Source organism: Pseudomonadota bacterium, assembly GCA_018817425.1.
GTDB lineage: Bacteria > Desulfobacterota > Desulfobacteria > Desulfobacterales > RPRI01 > RPRI01.
The window spans coordinates 1-19932 of record JAHITX010000084.1; the positions used below are offsets into that span (position 1 = coordinate 1).

Here is a 19932-nt window from a genome sequence, read left to right on the forward strand (position 1 = left end):
GAACATTTTTCAAAAGTCTCATCCTATAAATAATAAAATGAGATAATAGATTATTTTTTCCAGAAAATGCCAAAACAACACAAATTGTATAATGAGCAACAATATAAAAACTTGGCTAACACTTTGCTTAAACTAAATCAATAAAATTTCTATCGTGAATCAGCTATTTGACCTGAAAAGCTCTTTTCACTGTCGCTGTTTGTCCTGAGTTATCTACTGCCACAGCAATGAGTTTGTGACTGCCTCTATTGGTTCCCCGTCCGGATGCCGCTAGTCAAGCGCCCCATGTTCTTTTGCAGTCTTGATCCAGTGTTCGGCCAGTTCGGTAGGATTTGCGCCCAGACCACGGCCAAGGTGCAGCGCCAGTCCCATCAATAATTCTGATGCCTTGCAGCAATCGGTGAGATTGTCCAGTGTGCTAAATGATTCTTGAGCATTCAATAGAAGTAGATCGTGATGCTGGCGAGAAAAAGCTATGGGATCATTTAAGCCATCCGTTAACTCAGGGAGCATCAGCAGGTCGAGCCACTCCGGATCAAGCCGGTTCTGCAATTGCTCGGGCTCTTCACTACCCATCTCTCGCCAAAGACGCAATGTCTTCCGGTCACCCGATTCGGCCAAACCACTTTCCAGCAGAAGGGCGAAAGCGATATCAGCTAAATTTTGCATCAGTTCGAGATATTCATCCTGAGCAACTTCGAAGCGCTTTGTGGCCTGTCCTTCAATGTAGGCGGCGACACTCAATTGAGGTAAATCTAAAACTTCCGGACACCCTTCCATACAGGGCAAATCACTCCCTTGGTAAATGTAGTGCAGTTTCTCGCCCTGCCTTTGGCGGCCAAGAGGATATAACCGGCAGGCCAGCGGGCGCCCCAAATGCACGCTGCATCCAAAGCCAGATACGTACTGGCTGCACGCCGGCTGCTGTTTCCAGCCGGGTGCACCATCAAAACGCAATTGGATGCCACCAAAATCGCAGTAACGATCACGAAACGTCCTCGGGGTCAGTCCTTTTGCTTTAGCCAGACACGCTAGTTCCGACGGGTTCAGCCTGACAGTTTTGCCATGACAGCAGATGCCTGAACGTGAACAGGTAAGTGGCAGATTATCAGTAAGGGAGAGTTTGGTCACGACCGACATTGTAGGTTTTCCTTCTGTATTTTATTTGTTCAAATTCTCGCAAGAACATCTGATTGAGAACGACCTTGTCAGGATCTTCTCAATCCTTTGGGGTTAAGAGTTTCCTTTGAATTTCATTTCACCATTCTCTGTGAACTCAAACATTGGCCCCCAAGCTACTTCCCAGTAATAACCATCAAGATCAGAGAAGTATCCACTGAAGCCGCCCCAGAAAGTATCTTGCGGTTCTTTAATAATACTGGCACCAGCCGTTTCCGCACGTCTTATAATTTCAAAAACCTCATCCTTGCTACGGGCGTTGTGAGCAAGTGTGACTCCATTAAACCCGCTACGAGTTACAGCAACATCGGGCGAAATATCTTCTGCGAGTTTTTCAAAAGGATAGAGGGCAATCCAGGTGCCGGGCAGCTCAATAAAAGTAATCTCATCCGATATTTTGGGAGGTGTACCAAGTACAGCTTTATAAAAGTCTGTAGCTTTGCCTAAATCCCCTACGCCAAGCGTTAAAATTGTTACTCTTGAAATTTTCATTATTCTCACCTTTTTAGCTCATAACAAGTTATTGTACTGTTACTAAAAAAAATTGATAATTTGTGATATTTAAAAAACAAAAGCCCCGTACTTCAATGATCTGAAGATCGGGGTTTTTTTGTATCCGGTCATGTTAAATCTTTTATACCGAGTCTCATTCAAATTATAGCTGCTTTGGCTTTGTCGGTTCTGTCCTCGGCGTATACATATACGCCTAAGGGAAAAACGCCTTGCCGCCTTGCTATCTCTTTGTAAGTAACCCGGTATTAGAGAGAGTGAAAAAACAAATCAAGAAAAGGGATTACTTATTCCTGTATAAAATATAAAAATAGAACAGCTTGTCCAATGAACATAAATTTAAAAACTTGGCTAACACTTTGCTTAAACTAAATCAATAAAATTTATATCGTGAATCAGCTATTTTACCTGAAAAGCTCTTTTAACTGTCGTTGTTTGTCCTGAGTTATCTACTGCCACAGCAATGAGTTTGTGATTGCCTCTATTCCAGTTTGCCGGTAGTTTCTTCCTGCAAACTATTTGATCAGGTTAGCTTCGTAACCGTTACAAATTACTTCCGGCTTAAAGAGTAAATTGTGTCAAACCCTGATTAAACTCACCTGATACAGGTTTTCTTATTTAAATCCCAAATCAAGATTTCTAAATTCTTCTCTCGATTTGTTGTACCAAATTTTAATTTATATATTTTTGACCCAGCCGTAACGTTCAGAGTCGTTGTTATAAAGGTAAATTCCTAATTCCTTACGCTTTGATTTTTCAGCTCGCATAAAGATGCTGCGAAGATCATCATCTACTGACTTTTGAGTAGCGCCCCGTTCAACAGCCTTTCGATAGCATGATTGACCTTCATCATAATTTCCAATTTCAATATTGACTGCACCTAGTAAGGTGCATGGTCGGAAATTATGTGGAGTCAGAAGATGAGCTTTGTTGCCATGATTAATAGCATCTTTAAAATTCTCTAAATCCCTTTTAACGCCACCATATGTTGTGTGGAAAGCTGACTCAATTTTTTTAGATTTTAACTCAGAATTGTTAATATTGATTAAAACTGAGTCTGCCTTTTTTGCTTGATTACATTTACGAAAATGACTACTTGCGTTAATTGCATCCCAAGGGTTATTACTGCTTTGAAATTTATTTGAAAAATACTCAGCTTCAATTCTGTGATATTTTTCACGCACCTTTTCAGTATAATAGCCAAAATATAACCCTTCGCGAGAAATCATGAGCCATGCTATTTCGTCTTGATTAAGCCTTGACCCGTGCTCTGCTTTTTCTGCTGCTAATTTACGTTCATTCTGTTCTGATTTGGCAACTACTGAAAACTCGTTAAAAGATATTTGTTTACAAGCATATTTCAGCAGGCTATCTAATTTTGATTTTCTTAAATATGATTTTGTCGCTTCAGGTATAAAATCTGGAGCAAGCTCTATACGACTAATTACAATGCCAAGAGATGTCCCCGGTTTTAATGACTCAGGCAAATCTTCTACACAGTATTTAATTGCTATATCTTTTAATTTAGTTTGTTTCATTGTTTTATTCTGTGAAAGATACAAGGTAATGTACTGACCAGTATATCTCCGAATCAAGGTTTAGTTAATAAACACCGAAAGAGATGTCAGTCCAATTGTTTTCATTACATTCTTGAATAGCTTTATTATAATCAAGAGTTATTGTAATTTTATAATAATTAAAAGTATATTTACCTTTTGGGAGACCGTTATTAAAGGCCCAGCTAACTTTATACGGCTGTTTAGCCTTTAACTTGGGAATGGTTATGATTTTTGATTGCAGTTCTTTTCCTCCACCGGTTAATATAACTTTTGCTTTAGAGGCTGGCGCTAATGCATTACCTATGTTCATCAAGGTACAATAGAATGTAAATTTTTGACCCGGAGACGGGTTGTTGGTTGGTTCAAGCCAAACAGAACCAAGAATATAAAGATCGGGTTTATTGCATACGGGCGGCTTTTTAGGCTCTGATGGTTTTGTTGGAGAAGGTGGTTGTGATACTATCTCAAAGCAATCTCTGCAATCTGCATATGAACAAGCATCTATCCAAAGGCCTCTCTTGCCGAGTTGCACACTATTAGAAACATCTAATTCAGTTACTACAACTGAGGAGGATGTTTTTAATACTTTTTCTGTTACTTCATTGTCCGGAGATAAAGCTCCTGGTTGCATATGCGCAATAGTAACATTGGTCAAACCCTTTGGCGTTGTAAGATCCTTTCCATTAATGGTTATATTATTCTTTTGCCCCCGCAATGCATAATCAGGAGAAATAGAATTGATTTTGGGTTGGGGCCAATCCCATACATCAATTACTTTTGCAGGTGAGCTTGATTGTATAAGTTGGCCACCCACCTTTGCATGGGTCTCTAAGGTCCCGTTGTATATTTTAAGCTCTTTATTATCGGCAAAACCTACATCAAAAGTATTTTCCTTAAAGTATGCTTTGCTTTCATCTGGAAGTAAGGCCTTTTCACTTTTCAACTTACCGTTATAGAAAAGCTGTAATACTACATCTCCTTTCCAATATCCACCTGAACGGTCCAGCCATACCTCAAATCCGTTTTTACATGAGGAAGTATATTTAATCTTATCAATTTTAACATAATAAGTTTCCTTTAAAGAAAAGCCCTTGCTGGTTTTTGTATTATTGGCCTTTTCTTTTTCATTATAAACGAAATCCGGATCAGGGAAATCTGCCATAACCCAAGCTTGGTAATTTCCGGGATAGGACAAAGTAACTTTATGTTCGAGATCGATTGATGCTCCAGCCTTCAATGGTAGCTTATTTTTAGGGAATGTAAACGAAGTTGCTTGAGTCTTGCCTTGCACCACTTTGCCTGGAAAGACCCCTATTTTAAAAGGTTTGGTAACATTTCCGAGACCATTGTTTTTTATTTGAAACGAAATCGTTACAGGCTCATGGATAGCGGATTTATTTGTTTTCACAAGAACAGTACCCACTTCTAAGTCCACGTATGATGTAGTAAACGGGATTACTTTCTTGTTATTAGCCTCATTTGTCTCGGGTATAACACCGCCAACATCAACGGTTCCTGTTATAGACTCTGTACCGGCTATGCTGGAGGACTGTGTTGTCTCAAAGGTTTTTGAAGCGCCTGCGGCAAGGGAGTTTAGCCAAAATGATCCAAACTGTACGCCACCTGTATCCAAAGTAGTTAAGAAAGGAGAATCGACATCCGTTTTCCCGTTGTTTTTAATTGTGATTTTCCATTTAGTGTCTTGTCCAACAATCAGTTCATCAGCATGAGTGATATCTTTGACGATCAAATCCGGGAGGTCAGATGGGGCAACCCAAATTGCTGTTGCTTCCAACTCATTGCTTTTTTTACTTTCATCGCTTTCAGAAATATTGTTTTTCGTGTCTACTTTCCAATGGAAGGTATGTTTTCCCGCTGAAAACTTTTTGGCAAATTCATATACCTGTGTTTCACCGGGCATCATCAGGTTCTTTTTATGATAGTCATCCTCCATTTCTAAGATAGGTGACCATGTCCAGGTCTTTTCTAATTTTTTATCTACATAAAGTTCAATGTTAAATTTTTTATCAACAGGCTCTAATCCGATATTTTTAACAATTATAGAAATGATTGCAGGTTGATCCGGTGTGGGAGGATAAGGAGAAATCCATTTTTTATGGCTTAATTTCTTCTGACTTTCAGGTACACTCCATAATTCGACTGTTAAATCCGGATATGTCATACTGGCAAGTTCCCATTGTATTTTTTTAATCAACTTCAAAAACTCTTTTGTGCTTATATTTCTGTCGCTTGCTTGTTTATATAACTGTCTTGATTTTTCAAGATTATCAAGAGTAATATTTGTATTGCCCTCCTTTAAGTTCTTTTCCGTTATCTCTAACAGTCCCTGCCGCAACCCTATTATGATTGCCTCGCGATAGATAGATTCAGCCTCCTTTACAAGGTGTTCAGCTTCATCTACTGCCCCTTTTTCTATCTGTAAAATAGCTTTATGATAAACATCTTCGGCAGATGAAAATAACTCTTGGGCCTGCTCACCAACAGCAAGCTTCAAACCTTCTATCCACAGCTCTCCTATGTTTATCAAATCCAAATTAATTGCACCATCTGTTTCGGAAATGGCGGTAGAAATACTAGCGCTTTCAACATTATCTATCTGGGCATAAGATTCTTCGAGAGTTTCAAAAGCGATACTGCCCTGTGTGATAGGAGCATTGTCAGTAAAATCTATTTCCAGCTTTCCATCTAAATAGACTTGAAGATGCCCACCCTTGCCCCGGATCTCGATGTCATGCCAAGTGTTAATACCAATGCGCGCATCGCTTTTGGCGAGTTCAAAGAATTTTCCCCAAGGCGTCTCCTTGTTCAGATAGAGTCCCTCCTCACTGAAACCAATAAAGTATCTTCCCTTCTCGCTAACGCGATAATTTAGATGAATTCCTCCTCTGATAACCTTAATGCGAGATCGGAAGGTATAATCGGCCCAGTCCTGACCTCTTTGCAGCCTTGCCCAATTATGTCCTTCTCCGTTGAGGACAAAATTACCTTCCTTTTGTTCCATTCTCCAGCCTGGCTCTAATTCCCAACCTTCGGTCGCTCCAGATTCAAAATCTTCGGTGTAAAGAACTTCCTGTGCGAATGCAGGGATAGAACAAGTTAGAAGCAGAATCCCAATAAAGGTGACTAGTATTTGCTTGTACATTGTATTGCCCTCCTGTCGTTAAAATAATTGCATCAAAAGTTAATTCATTACATATTGCATCTGGAAATAACACCTTCGTTGTGTGTAGTAATCAATAATTTAATGTATTATTCTTAAAAAAATTCCAAACTTCCGTTGTCATCTCAATATCGTGGTTTTGCTTGTTGAAATATAGCTCAAACAATGCAGAATATTGTTCAACAATGCTCGGGGCAGAATGCCCCCCACCTAAAACATTATATAATATAACTTCAGTTCCGTTAATACCGTTTGAATATGTATATTTTGTGACAATTCCACCATCTTCTGTGTCTATATCCGGAAAACTATAGATCGTTGGGCTCGTATCGGTTTCATTAACAGTTGTCCATATATTTACCGAAACATCCGTTGAATATACAGTGCCGTGATCAGGGTTGGGTGGATTTCCAATCGTACCACCATCATATGGTAAATTATTGTCATTTGTACCATTCATAAACAAAACAGAAATAGGTTCAACAGGTGATGCGCATGACGAAACATCCGGCATTGCAGCTACCGTTGCAGCAACAGCTGCAATTCTGTCTGATAATTCTATTGCGAGCCTTAAGGCCATTATCCCGCCATTCGATGTGCCGGAAACATAAATTCTGTTGGGATCAATGTTGTATGACGATGATATTTCATCTATTAATGCGGAAATGAAATGGACGTCATCTGCATCTGAAGATACTATTGCATTTTCACGACAATCATTCCAAGTTGGTTTTTTGTATGTACCATTTAATCCCTCGGGATAAACTACAATAAATTTCTCTCTATCAGCAATATCCATCCATAGTTTATAAGGTGTTTTATGGCCGCTTTCTCCTGTCATATCTTCAATGTAAACACCACCGCCATGTAACTCAACGACCAATGGATGTGACCCGTCGCCTAACTCATCCGGCACGTAATAAGCATATTTTCTTGTTACTGAATCAACTGCGATGTTCCTACTATATAGCCCCACTTTAGTACTTATGGCATTACCGGAAGAGCCGGAACAACCCGTTAATGTAATTGCAATGAAAACAGTAGACCACGCCGCCATGGTCAAACAGATTCTTTTAAGATTAGTTCCATCGAAATTCATTCTGAAATCTTTCCAGCACTGATAGTGTCGTTGCTAATCAGTCGCGCGGCTTTTGGCGTCGGCTGATTAGCCTTGTGATTTGTATCCTATGAAAAACAATCTCTTGAATGGCAATAAGACTTTACCGTTTTTTTGTTTTGGATACGCTTTTTTAATTCCTATTAAAACTTTTTTTTCAAATTGATTTATGTCCAAATCATTATCTAACTTTTCTAAATAAGGTTTCATGCCTGTGCTTCTCATCATTTCTATTATTGCTATATGGCTATCCAGTATATGAAGATAGTTTGTCTCCCAAATATCTATTGAATTGAATAGGCTGGATAGATGATCGTAATAAAATGAATAATTATGAATTGTGAAAAGATCTGCAATGCCCTCCATTTGATCCTTCCAGCGGATATCATTGGCTGTTTCATTGATAACCTTTCCCAGTGGCATGTCCCAAAAAAGCGGGATTTGAATTGCAAGTAAACCTTCATCTTTGAGTGATCCATGAAACTTTTTCAGCAAGTTTTCGTGATTTGGTATCCATTGAATCGCTGCATTTGAAAAAACAATATCATATTTGATTTCAGACTCGTAAGTTAAAGCATCTGTTACAATCCATTCTTGATTCGGATAATCATGCTTAGCCTTTTGTATCATTGCTGATGAATTATCTAAGCCAGTTATTTTGGCCTTTGGCCAGCGATTAACCAAAACTTGCGTACTGTTCCCTGGTCCACAACCGACATCAATAATTGATTTTGGTTCAACTGAAATAATTTTAGAGATCAAATCAATTGAGGGCTGGGTTCTTTCTGATCTAAATTGCATATACAAGTTTGGATTCCAGTCGTTCATTAAACTTCCCTTTATGATAAATGATCACACATAATCATCACTTCTGTGACGCATTAGAATGCATCTGTTTGTCAGCTACTATCTTTTAGCATTCACCCAACAACGCATAAACTATATTTATTGTTTTTTTGATACTGGCTTAATTACTTTCATTTTTGCCGGCAGCTTGATTAGCGAATAGCGGTGTCCGGGAATATCTTTAAGCGCCCCGCTTGCAGGGTGTGTTTTATAGTTGGAGATTACTTTTTCGATTCGTTGTATCGCCTCTTTGATAGGCTTTCTGCCTTTTAGTGCAACATACCGTCCGACATCTTTATGAAGGATAATTGAGGCGGCTTCATTTTCATGGGTAGTTACCGGATAATCTACCCAGAGATCTTCAGATGCATTAACGCATGAATGGTACCCTTCATCAGCCCACAGAATATTTACTTCAATGATATGTTTTCCCGGATTGGTAAAGGCAAAACCTTTTTTATTCCAAAATAATGTTGTTTCTGATGTGCGGGATTGGCCGGAGTTTAACGGTATAAGCGGATTATCAATGTCGGCATTCACATCTGCCGGACGAACAAATCTTATCGAGCCGTCGGGATAGGTAATACTGACGCGGGCAGTAAAGGAACTGTCGGTTACTCGCTCAGGAAAATCAATGGGATTCTTTGATGTATTGGTAACTTTCCAGGAAATTTTAAGTATTTCTCCAAGTTTTATATTTTTACCAGAAAGGGTAAGCTCCATCTTTAGTTGTGATGGATCATAAAAATAAACATCATCAGCTTCGGGAGTGCCGACTAAATTTCCGGTGAATTCGAGCGCACCGGGGCGCACCCATGGATCAGGGCGATGAATGAGGTGATGACGGCAAAGTGCGTTAAAAGAAAGATCTATATCTTCCGGAAAATCAAGTCCGTCAGCATTTAATACACCCGCTACACCTGGTGATACTGTCATTATAGAATTATCGTTAACGGCTTCGTCATGTTGATGGATCATATTAAACGCATGTCCAACTTCATGGGCGGCACTACGAATAAATGCCCGCGGCGTATCTTTTTGCAGATCATTTTCATTGTCACCAAAACTTGCGTTATTGTAACCATCATGGCTGTAAGTAACTGCGCCTTCACGTGCTACATTATTAACATCGCCTATGTCTGCAGCATCAATTTCATTATCAAACATTCTTCCCCGGCTGCATCCAAGCCTTCCTTCAATGGCTATGAGATGTACTTTCCATTTTTTATCTAAAATTGCTGGATCGTAAGTCGACACTGTTTCAAGTAATTCATGGGAATTTTCGCGATTCCAGCAATCATCAGAATCCTGGATACCGGCAAGGCTGGCCGGAATAGTAATATCAGGTGTTTTGTATGCAGCAGACAAGTCCCAACCTGCGGTAGCAAAAATGGTCCTGAAAGTTTCTGTGTCAGTACTATCCGGATCATCAACACCTTGAGGTGGTTGTGCTCCTTGCAGGGTGTGGATGTCCAAATAAGCCTTTCGAAAATAGCTTGAAACCCATTCCATAGTTACCGTGCCGAGTTCAGTTTCGCCTTCGAACATTTTTCCGGTATAGCGATTATCAATTTCTGTGTGTTGAAGAACAAGCCGGATTGCCTTTGTAGGGGCATTTGGGAATGTGCCTTCATAACCGGTGTCATCATGATCAAATTCGTACAGATCAAAATCAAGGTTGAAAGAACATGGATTATTATTGTGTGATATAGCATATAGCTGTGTCGATGTTCCTAAAAGGTAAGCATAATAACTGCGCCTGGAATAAACAGGTATCTTCTTTTTAAAAACCGGATATTCCGAAAATAATCTGTTTTCATAGAGAAGCTCGATATTTCTTAGTTCTGGTTTTACCAATTTATACTCTTGTGTACCGACAAGGACTTTTTTACTCATAACCATATATCGCTTAACTTTATACAGGTCACCCGAAATACAGATTCCGTCATCTGCCTTTTCCACACGAATCGTGCCACGCCATCCCCGGTTTAAAAAAGTCATAGAACTTGTTGTTATTGAGATGGAATAACATCCTTGTTTAAGATTTGTATGACAAAACTTGTATGGATGTAAAGTTTGCGGATTAACCAGTTCATTGACCGATAAATTATTTCTATCAATGATGTCCGGTTGAATTGGTTTCTGATTGGGAGTGAATTTTTTTGCACTTGGAATAAATACTTTGCCGGTTTTACGGGCGAATTTACTCGTTTTCATGCTTGCCTCCATAAATTGTGAATTTAATGGTTGAAGATATTGACATGTAATTCATGAGTTACTTAGCTTTTTTTTGCCGCTTACACCAGTATTACTTAATACATAATTACTTACAGATAGCCTACAGATTGATTAAATATTAAACTTTTTTTGGTATCTTTGATAGACGTCCATGTTGGCAGGAGGTTATTATGGATGTTTGCGCAGAGGATACTTGACATATGTGGCTGTATTTAATAGAAGTTAATTATGCCGATATTATCAGGGTCAGATACTCAGGATTTAAACCACTTAACTTGAATCTTATAGGTTTATTATGACAGAATTTATTAATGAATTATTGGTCTCTCATGGGGTAAATCTTGAGAATGCGGGTTTATTAACAAGAAGTATTTTAGTAGTTCTTGCAATCATTTTCAGTATCATAGCAAATATTATTGCCAAGCGGATTATTATAAATGTTGTAGACCGCATAATTGCCCGCACCAAAAGTCAGTGGGACGACATTTTCCATAAACGCAAAGTATTTGAAAAGCTATCTCATTTTGCTCCAGCTGCTATTATATATCTTATGCTGCCTCTGGCATTTGAGGGCAATGAGCGACTCATAGCTATATGTATAAATTCCGTGTATATTTATTTGATTGTTATCAGTATTATGGTTCTTGATTCATTCTTAAATGCCATACTTGATATATACAGTTCAACAGAGGTTTCCAAAGAAGTTCCTATAAAAAGTTTTATTCAGAGCCTGAAAATTGTACTGTATTTTATAGCTGTTATTTTAGTTATTTCCATAGTATTCAGTAAAACACCTATTTACTTCATAAGTGGTATGGGCGCGTTTATGGCCATCCTTCTCTTGGTCTTTAAGGATGTAATCCTTGGCTTTGTGGCCGGGATACAACTTTCGGCCAATAAAATGCTGGCGCATGGGGACTGGATTGAAATGCCCAAATACGGTGCTGATGGCGCAGTCCTGGAGGTTGCTTTAACAACCGTAAAAGTGCAAAACTGGGATAAAACAGTAACCACAATTCCTACCTATGCTCTTATCAGCGAATCATTTAAAAACTGGCGCGGAATGCAGCAATCGGGTGGACGCAGAATTAAAAGAGAGGTTTGTATTGATTTAAATACTATAAAATTCTGCACGGTCGAAATGGTGGACCGATTTTCCCAAATAAGATATATTACAGAATATATGGAACATAAAAAGGAAGAATTGGCTGAATACAATAAATTGCATAATCTTGAGGATTCCGGTACAGCAAACAAAAGACAATTAACCAATATTGGAACTTTCCGTGCTTATGTGGTTGCTTATTTAAAGAACCATCCTATGGTAAATCAGGAAATGACTTTCATTATCCGGCAGATGACTCCCACAAAGTGCGGAGTGCCAATTGAAATATATGTTTTCTGCAAAGATAAGGCATGGGCGAACTACGAAGCTATCCAATCTGATATTTTTGATCATATACTTGCTATAGTTCCTGAGTTTGATCTTAGAGTATTTCAGAGCCCGGCAGGAATTGATTTGAGAGAATTAAAAAAGAGCGTGTAACACATATATTTTTTACAAACACTTCAATTTTTTCATTTAATAAAAATGTTAATAAAACCAACCTATATAGAATTAGAGCAAAGGATTGAGGAATTAGAAAAAGAGGTTCTTAAGCGCAATCAGGTGGAAAAACAGATTGAGAGCCTCTCAAAATTTCCCAGTGAAAATCCAAATCCCGTGCTAAGAATTACAAGTAACGGTATTGTGCTGTATGCCAATAATTCTGCCAAACCTTTGTTGGATCTGTGGAAGTGTAAACCAGGTACTTCTTTGCCTGATTATTGGCGCAAATTAAGTATTGATGTTTCCGGGTCCAAATTGATTAAATATACTGTGGTTGAATGTGAAGGGCGTGTATTTTCTCTTACATTTGCACCTATACAGGATACTGATTACATAAATGTTTATGGGCTCGATATTACCGAGCACAAGAAGGCGGAAAATACTCTTCGGGAGTATGCATTAAATCTGGGAGAGGCTCAAAGTATTGCACGAATGGGCAGATGGAAACTAAACCTTCTAAACAACCATCTGGAATGGTCTGATACTGTTTTTGAGATCTTTGAAATAGATCCAAATAAATTTGAAATATCCTACGAAACTTTTTTGGATGTTGTCCATCCTGATGACCGTGAATATGTTAATAAGGCTTATGCCGAATCGGTTAGAAAAAAATCCCGGTATGAAGTAGAACACCGTCTATTGATGAAAGACGGGCGGATCAAGTGGCTGTATGAGATTTGCCGAACCGATTATGATATTTCCGGGCAGGCAATCCGTTCAGTTGGTATTGTTCAGGATGTTACCGAACGCAAGCAAATTGAGAATGCCCAGATATTTTTGTTGCAGTGCGGCTTGCCGGCAACAGGCGAAGATTTCTTCGAATCGCTGGCATGTTATCTCGCAGAAACACTCACAATGGATTATGTTTTCATTAGCCGCTTATCGGAAGACGGCCTGTCGGCAAACACCTTGGCTGTGTATTCCAATGGAAATTATGATGATAATATATCTTATTCCCTTAAAGGCACGCCATGCAATGACGTGGTGGGCAAGGCAATATGCTGCTTTCCAAAAAATGTAAGCAGTTTATTCCCGGATGATATAATACTTCAGGAGATAAAAGCTGAAAGCTATGTGGGGGCAACTCTATGGAGTTCTAAGGGGAAAGCTATCGGCCTGATTTCGGTTATTGGGCACAGATCTCTGACGGATACAAAACTTGCTGAGTCGCTTCTGAAATTGGTTGCCATTCGTGCTTCAGCTGAGCTGGAGCGCAGACAGGCGGATAAAGCCTTAAAAGAAAGTGAGGAGAAATATCGATTACTGTTTGAGAATATTACCCAGGGGTTTGCGCTTCACGAAATTATTTTTGATGAATTGGGTAAACCTTCAGATTATCGGTTTATTTCTGTAAATCCGGCGTTTACAAAACTGACAGGGATTAACTCCGAAAGCATTATTGGAAAAAACATTAAAGAAGTTATGCCGAATATAGAACAGTATTGGCTTGATATATATGAGCAAGTTGCTGTTACACGCGAACCGGTTCTTTATGAAAATTATTCTGCCCAATTAAAAAAATATTTTGATACATGGGTTATCAGTCCTCAAAAAGGGCAATTTGCGATTATGTTTTCCGATATCACCGAGCGAAAACTTATGTCCAAAGCTTTGCAAAAGTCACACAGTGAGCTTGAATCAAGGGTTATGGAGCGTACTAATGAACTTCTTATTGCGAACAAGCGTCTTGAGCATGAGATAGAGGAGCACCGCAAGGCAGATAAATCTCTTCGTAGTGCCCTTTCCGAAATAAACAAATTGACAGAGCAACTGGAAGCCGAAAACATTTATCTTCGCCATGAGATAAATATAAAATATCAGTATTCCGATATAATTGGTGAAAGCGAAAGCATAAAACGAGTACTTTACCAGGTTGAGCAGGTTGCTCCAACAAGTATGACCGTTCTTGTTCTTGGCGAAACCGGTACAGGTAAAGAACTTATTTCAAATGCTGTTCATAACATGAGCCCCCGCAAAGATCGTCCGATAATAGTAGTAAATTGTGCAGCCCTGCCATCTAATCTTATAGAGAGTGAACTGTTCGGCAGAGAAAAAGGGGCTTATACCGGAGCCGATAAAAGGCAAATCGGACGGTTTGAAATTGCAAATGGTTCTACGTTATGTCTTGATGAAATAGGCGAACTTCCTCTTGATATGCAGGCCAAACTTCTTCGGGCAATCCAGCATGGCCAATTTGAACGTCTTGGCGCTTCCAACACTATCAAAGCAGATGTGCGTATCGTTGCAACAACAAATCGTAATCTTGAACAAGAGGTTCGTAAAGGACGCTTCAGGCAGGATCTTTTTTATCGGCTAAATGTATTTCCCATTATCGTTCCTCCATTGCGCGAGCGCAAAGACGACATACCTCTTTTGGTAATAGCCTTTGTTGAAAAATATGCGAAAAAATACGGGAAACAGATTTCATCTGTTTCTAGAGAGACAATAAACAGATTGCAAGATTATACATGGCCTGGCAATATACGTGAGCTGGAAAGTGTCATTGAAAGATCAGTTATCTTATGCCAGGGGCATATATTGCAAGTGGCGGATAAACCTGAGACAGCACCTCTGTTTTCCACAACAAACATACAAACCCTGGAAGAAGTTGAACGAATGCAAATTCTTAACATACTTTCACATACCGGGTGGCGCATTAACGGAAAGGATGGAGCGGCCTCTATCTTGGGGCTGCACCCGAGTACTTTAAGAGCGAGAATGAATAAGTTAGATATACAAAGGCCTGAAAACTAAGAAACAGGAGCCAGTTTCAAAATGCCCCATTTTGGCCGATCTTTGCGTTGGGCTTGGCCAAACTGAAACGTTTTGCAAGTGGCTCACAGTATTTTATAAAAGATTAAATCGTTGTTTTGGCCTTTCTTGGAAATGCAAAAAATGTGGTGAAATAATTGAACCTCAATTTACATCATGCTGGCGCTGTGGCACAGACCGGAAAACAGGAAATACATGAGTAGACTTATAATTAATTCTATACGAAAAGAAGAAATTGATAAAGAAAGCCTTATATATGCTACACAGAATTGGAATTTTATCTGATACTCATGGTCTTTTAAGGCCTGAGGTGTTATCGGCCATAGCTGATTGTGATATAATATTTCATGCAGGTGATATTGGAGATCTACAAGTACTGCATGTGCTTGGCAAGATTGCTCCGGTACATGCAGTAAAAGGAAATACGGATAAGGGAAAGTGGACCCAAGATCTTCCTCTGATAAAAGCCGTAGATGTTTGCGGCCATTATTTTTATATATTGCATGAGATTGAAGATCTTGATCTTGATCCGGCTGTAGCGAATCTTAATATGGTGATTTTTGGTCATACCCACAGAGCACAAGTAAAACAGCAGGATTCTATATTCTATCTTAACCCTGGAAGCGCAGGCCCGCGCAGGTCAAATCTGCCTGTAACTATTGCAAAAGTTACAGTGAATTCAAAAGAGCTTATTCCAGAGATAATCAGGTTTGATCTCTGAGGCTAAAAAAGTTTCTCTCAAATCTTGAAAGGAGCGATGCAAATGCCGACAAAGAAAAAAACAGAGAAGAAAGGAAAATCCCGCAGGGAGTTTTTGAAAAATGCGGGGCTATTAGCTGGCGGTATGGCTGGGGGTATGGGCGTACTCAATCTTGCAAGCTGCGATACTGTAAATCAAGATACAACAAAAGAAATCCCGATTCCCGGAAAGACTGTCGCTGTCCCCGATCCTGTTTATGAAGTATATGATACTGATGTGCTTATCATTGGTGGAGGTTTTGCTGCAATATCGGCAGCAATGGAAGTGTTTGCTCAAGGTGCGGATTCAATGATTGTTGATAAGGGCCCATTCGGTTTTAGCGGCGGATTCGGGATGAATTGGGATAATTACGTTGCCAGTACAAAAGACGGAGATAAGACTTACAGGTTCAACTTCTGGTATTCAGAGGGTCTGGGCAATCAGAAGGTAATGAGCGCCATCTATAATCACAATACCCATAACCGGTTGCTGCTTAATATAGCCAACAGAGGAACAACAGCTTTCGGCAGAACCAAAGAAGGAAAATTTATAACAATACCGATGATACCCGGTGCGGATGTTATAGAACATGGGTTCAGCCGGCATGAATCTGATGAGCTTAAAAAGTATGCAATAAACGTGGTTGAAAAGACCATGATAACCGACCTGTTCATACAAGACGGTAAATGCATTGGCGCCATGGGTATTTATTTGCCTACCGGTACGTTTCGTGTTTTCAGGGCCAAAGCCACTATTGCCGCTACAGGTCCATGCACCTGGCACTATGGATGGGTTTCCGTTGGGCCTGTCTCTGTTAACAGTCCTGATAATACCGGAGACTTAGACGCAATTGCATTAAGGCATGGCACCAGATTAACGGATTGCGAATTTATGGCAAATGATCTGATCAGTATCTATCCTGAAGGTCTTGCAGCAAGTTATAATGGAGGTATCGGTGCCGACGATGTTGACTATACTTATATATGCGACAAAAACGGCGATTACTGGATGAAAAATATTCCCCGGATAGAAATGCACCGCGGGTTGTTTGCGCGTGAAATCGCCAAAAAAATTTATGAAGGAAAGGGCAGCCCCAATGGAGGCGTGTATATTGATTGCCGTTCCGATGCTCTGATTGCCGGCCTAAGAAATCTTTACAGGCGTAATGTTAAGCCTTACAAGGATTTATTCGGATTTGACATTCAAAAGAATCTCCTTGAAGTTGCTCTGGAATGGTACGAATCCAATGGACATCCGATAATTGACGAAAATCTTGAAACTGAAATACCCGGTCTTTTCTGCCCTGTTGGCGGTGGCTCGCGAGGTGCGAGAACCGGCAGCATTGATTTAAGTATGAGTGCCGGTTCACTTGCAGGAATTAAGGCGCTTGAATATGCTAATAAAGTACAAATCAATAAGATAGACTGGGTCCCGGTTAATAATGAATTTGCAAGAGTCCATGAAATCAGAAACAGAATGGTAGATAAACCGGTTCGTCCTCATGTTGTAAGGCATGCAATCCAAAGAGCATCTTATAAAGCGCTTGGGCCAATACGTGACGGGGCAAGTCTTGAATTGTCAATAAAAGAACTGGAACGAATAAGAAAAGAAGATCTTCCCCGAATGATAGTTTCAAACAAGACAAAAACTTTTAATACGGAATGGAAAGAAGCTATAGAAAATTATAATATGATTGATATGGTTGAGGCCATGTGCCGGGCGGCACTAATGAGAACCGAGACAAGAGGTCCACATTACCGGTCTGATTATGAAAAAAGGGACAATGAAAACTGGCTGTGCAACATTACCGTTAAACTGGTAAATGGAAAAATGCAACTTGAGAAACAACCTATAGTATGCCTTGACTACAACCCTGAGCAGGTAAAAAAATTCATAGACAACAAATTCGTTCTTTAAAAGAGAAATAGTAAATATGCTCCGCCAATAGGTGCAATTCACTTTAAATCCTGAAAGGAGTAATTGACATGTCTACAAAAAAGAAAACAGAAAATAACGGAAAATCCCGCAGGGAATTTTTGAAAAATGCGGGACTACTGGCAGGTGGTGTGGCAGGTGGTATGGGCATACTCAATCTTGCAAGCTGCGATACTACCAAAAAAGATGCCGCAAAAGAAATCCCGATTCCCGGCAAGTCTGTTGCCGTACCGGAGCCGGTTTATGAAGTATATGATACCGATGTACTTATAATCGGCGGAGGTTTTGCAGCAGTATCAGCAGCAATTGAGGCATTCGGGCAAGGTGTCAATTTAATCATGGTTGACAAAGGACCATTCGGGTTTAGCGGCGGTTTCGGTATGAATTGGGATAATTATGTTGCCAGTATGAAAGACGGAGATACGGCATACAAGTTCAATCTTTGGTACTCTGAAGGTTTAGGTAATCAGAAAGTAATGAGTGCAGTTTATAATCATATGCCCAATAACAAATTGCTACTTGATGTGGCTAACCGTGGAACAACAGCTTTCAGCAGGACCAAAGAGGGAAAGCTTATCACAGTGCCGATAATGCCCGGTATGGAAATGGTAGAACATGGATTCAGCAGACATGAATCAGATGAGGTTAAAAGAAATGCAATAAACGTTGTTGACAAAACCATGATTACCAACCTGTTCATGCAAGACGGGAAATGCATCGGAGCCATGGGAATTTATTTACCTACAGGCTCATTCCGGGTTTTCAGGGCAAAAGCCACAATTGCCGCCGCAGGCCCCTGTACATGGCACTATGGCTGGATTACCGTAAGTCCTATTTCTCTTGGCAGCCCCGATAACACCGGAGATCTTGATGCAATTGCTTTAAGACATGGTGCCAGATTGACTGACTGTGAATTCATGGCAAATGACCTGATCAGTATATATCCTGAAGGTCTTGCGGCAAGTTACAACGGCGGTATCGGCGCCGATGATCTTGACTGGGCGTATATATGCGATAAGAACGGCGATTACTGGATGAAACATTACACCAGAGATGATATGAACCGTGGGTTGTTTGCGCGTGAGATTGCTAAAAAAATTATGGAAGGCAAGGGAAGTCCCAATGGAGGAGTATATGTCGATTGCAGTTCCGAAGCTCATATAGCCGGATTAAGAGACACATACCGGCGTAATGTGAAACCTTACAAGGAATCATTCGGATTTGACGTTCAGAAACAACTTCTTGAAGTCTCCCTTGAATGGTACGAGTCAAACGCACATCCGATAGTTGATGAAAATCTGGCAACCGATATACCGGGCCTTTACTGTCCATTGGGAGGCGGTGTGAGAGGTGCGAGAACCGGCGGTATCGATATGAATATGAGTGGTGGCTCACTTGCTGTAATAAAGGCTCTTGAATATATCAACAAATTACAGATCAACAAGATAGACTGGCAGCCGGTTATTAATGAATTTACAAGAGTACATGAAATCCGCAACAGAAAGGTAAACAGTCCAATTCGTCCTCATGTTGTAAGACACGCAATTCAAAGAGCTTCGTACAAGGCTTTGGGACCAATACGAAACGGACCCGATCTTGAATCGTCAATAAAAGAACTGGAGCGGATAAGAAAAGAAGATCTTCCCCGAATGATAGTTTCAAACAAGACAAAAACTTTTAACACCGAATGGAAAGAAGCCATTGAAAATTATAACATGCTTGATGTGGTTGAAGCCATGTGCCGGGCGGCACTTATGAGAACCGAAACAAGGGGGCAGCATTACAGATCGGATTTTGACAAAAGAGATAACGAAAACTGGCTTTGCAATATTACCGTTAAACTGGATAACGGAAACATGAAGCTTGAGAAAAAACCGATCGTATGTCTGGACTATACCCCGGAACAGGTAAGAAAATTCATAGACAATAAATTTGCCCTATAGACTTTCAGATAAAGTTTTTGGCAAGGCCAGAAGGAGCCTCACTGAGTAAAGCGTACAGTTGATACGCTGTCGAAGTGGGGCGACTGATAACGCAGCCCAAAACATTATCTGGAAGGATATATAAAGGAGAAGAAGGATGAATGTAAAGATATTAAAATACGACCCGGCAATGGATGCAAAACCTTATTACAAAATCTATAATGTTCCATGGAAGAAAAACATAACGGTTCTTGAAATAATAGTATATGTTCATGAGAACCACGAAGCAATTGCCTTTGATTATTCCTGCCGGGGAAGGGTATGC

At 39.9% G+C, this 19932-nt stretch carries 13 protein-coding genes; 6 read left to right on the forward strand and 7 right to left on the reverse strand.

The window, feature by feature from the left end; translation table 11 throughout:
• Positions 1 to 270 precede the first annotated feature (270 nt).
• From KKC46_14865 to KKC46_14895, 7 genes are all read right to left on the reverse strand, one after another.
• Positions 271 to 1140, reverse strand: coding sequence for a YkgJ family cysteine cluster protein (locus KKC46_14865; protein ID MBU1055089.1), 870 nt, complete (start codon positions 1138 to 1140; stop codon positions 271 to 273).
• Positions 1141 to 1233: 93 nt separating this feature from the next.
• Positions 1234 to 1671: a VOC family protein gene (locus KKC46_14870; protein ID MBU1055090.1), complete on the reverse strand. Its 438-nt coding sequence runs from the start codon at positions 1669 to 1671 to the stop codon at positions 1234 to 1236.
• Positions 1672 to 2366: 695 nt separating this feature from the next.
• Positions 2367 to 3227: a hypothetical protein gene (locus KKC46_14875; GenBank protein MBU1055091.1), complete on the reverse strand. Its 861-nt coding sequence runs from the start codon at positions 3225 to 3227 to the stop codon at positions 2367 to 2369.
• Positions 3228 to 3291: 64 nt separating this feature from the next.
• Positions 3292 to 6411, reverse strand: a complete 3120-nt coding sequence (locus KKC46_14880; GenBank protein ID MBU1055092.1) for a DUF1080 domain-containing protein — start codon at positions 6409 to 6411, stop codon at positions 3292 to 3294.
• Between the two features lie 91 nt (positions 6412 to 6502).
• A complete protein-coding gene (locus KKC46_14885) occupies positions 6503 to 7528 on the reverse strand; it encodes an alpha/beta hydrolase fold domain-containing protein (protein ID MBU1055093.1) in 1026 nt (341 codons plus the stop codon).
• Between the two features lie 66 nt (positions 7529 to 7594).
• Complete coding sequence (locus KKC46_14890) at positions 7595 to 8374, reverse strand: methyltransferase domain-containing protein (protein MBU1055094.1); 780 nt, start codon at positions 8372 to 8374, stop codon at positions 7595 to 7597.
• 117 nt (positions 8375 to 8491) lie between these two features.
• Positions 8492 to 10609, reverse strand: a complete 2118-nt coding sequence (locus KKC46_14895; protein MBU1055095.1) for a hypothetical protein — start codon at positions 10607 to 10609, stop codon at positions 8492 to 8494.
• Positions 10610 to 10925: 316 nt separating this feature from the next.
• On the opposite strand from KKC46_14895, the gene KKC46_14900 reads away from it, so the two are divergent.
• From KKC46_14900 to KKC46_14925, 6 genes are all read left to right on the forward strand, one after another.
• Positions 10926 to 12176 carry a mechanosensitive ion channel family protein gene (locus KKC46_14900; protein ID MBU1055096.1) on the forward strand — a complete coding sequence of 417 codons (1251 nt, stop codon included), beginning with the start codon at positions 10926 to 10928 and terminating at the stop codon, positions 12174 to 12176.
• Positions 12177 to 12221: 45 nt separating this feature from the next.
• Positions 12222 to 14993, forward strand: coding sequence for a sigma 54-interacting transcriptional regulator (locus tag KKC46_14905; protein MBU1055097.1), 2772 nt, complete (start codon positions 12222 to 12224; stop codon positions 14991 to 14993).
• Positions 14994 to 15267: 274 nt separating this feature from the next.
• Positions 15268 to 15732, forward strand: coding sequence for a metallophosphatase family protein (locus tag KKC46_14910; GenBank protein MBU1055098.1), 465 nt, complete (start codon positions 15268 to 15270; stop codon positions 15730 to 15732).
• A 42-nt stretch (positions 15733 to 15774) separates the two neighbouring features.
• Entirely contained in the window at positions 15775 to 17667 is a 1893-nt protein-coding gene (locus KKC46_14915) for an FAD-binding protein (protein MBU1055099.1), read from the forward strand.
• Positions 17668 to 17735: 68 nt separating this feature from the next.
• The gene (locus KKC46_14920) at positions 17736 to 19628 is read left to right on the forward strand and encodes an FAD-binding protein (GenBank protein MBU1055100.1); all 1893 of its coding nucleotides are present in this window, start codon (positions 17736 to 17738) and stop codon (positions 19626 to 19628) included.
• Between the two features lie 136 nt (positions 19629 to 19764).
• A partial coding sequence (locus KKC46_14925) for a succinate dehydrogenase/fumarate reductase iron-sulfur subunit (GenBank protein MBU1055101.1) occupies positions 19765 to 19932 on the forward strand: 168 nt, incomplete at its 3' end.

What these genes read in the sequence shown, in the direction of transcription:
- KKC46_14885 (MBU1055093.1), bottom strand. Translation starts at nt 7,528, where the DNA reads ATGAATTTCGATGGAACTAATCTTAAAAGAATCTGTTTGACCATGGCG.
- KKC46_14880 (MBU1055092.1), bottom strand. Translation starts at nt 6,411, where the DNA reads ATGTACAAGCAAATACTAGTCACCTTTATTGGGATTCTGCTTCTAACT.
- KKC46_14910 (MBU1055098.1), top strand. Translation starts at nt 15,268, where the DNA reads ATGCTACACAGAATTGGAATTTTATCTGATACTCATGGTCTTTTAAGG.
- KKC46_14920 (MBU1055100.1), top strand. Translation starts at nt 17,736, where the DNA reads ATGTCTACAAAAAAGAAAACAGAAAATAACGGAAAATCCCGCAGGGAA.
- KKC46_14895 (MBU1055095.1), bottom strand. Translation starts at nt 10,609, where the DNA reads ATGAAAACGAGTAAATTCGCCCGTAAAACCGGCAAAGTATTTATTCCA.
- KKC46_14865 (MBU1055089.1), bottom strand. Translation starts at nt 1,140, where the DNA reads ATGTCGGTCGTGACCAAACTCTCCCTTACTGATAATCTGCCACTTACC.
- KKC46_14870 (MBU1055090.1), bottom strand. Translation starts at nt 1,671, where the DNA reads ATGAAAATTTCAAGAGTAACAATTTTAACGCTTGGCGTAGGGGATTTA.
- KKC46_14905 (MBU1055097.1), top strand. Translation starts at nt 12,222, where the DNA reads ATGTTAATAAAACCAACCTATATAGAATTAGAGCAAAGGATTGAGGAA.
- KKC46_14875 (MBU1055091.1), bottom strand. Translation starts at nt 3,227, where the DNA reads ATGAAACAAACTAAATTAAAAGATATAGCAATTAAATACTGTGTAGAA.
- KKC46_14890 (MBU1055094.1), bottom strand. Translation starts at nt 8,374, where the DNA reads ATGAACGACTGGAATCCAAACTTGTATATGCAATTTAGATCAGAAAGA.
- KKC46_14900 (MBU1055096.1), top strand. Translation starts at nt 10,926, where the DNA reads ATGACAGAATTTATTAATGAATTATTGGTCTCTCATGGGGTAAATCTT.
- KKC46_14915 (MBU1055099.1), top strand. Translation starts at nt 15,775, where the DNA reads ATGCCGACAAAGAAAAAAACAGAGAAGAAAGGAAAATCCCGCAGGGAG.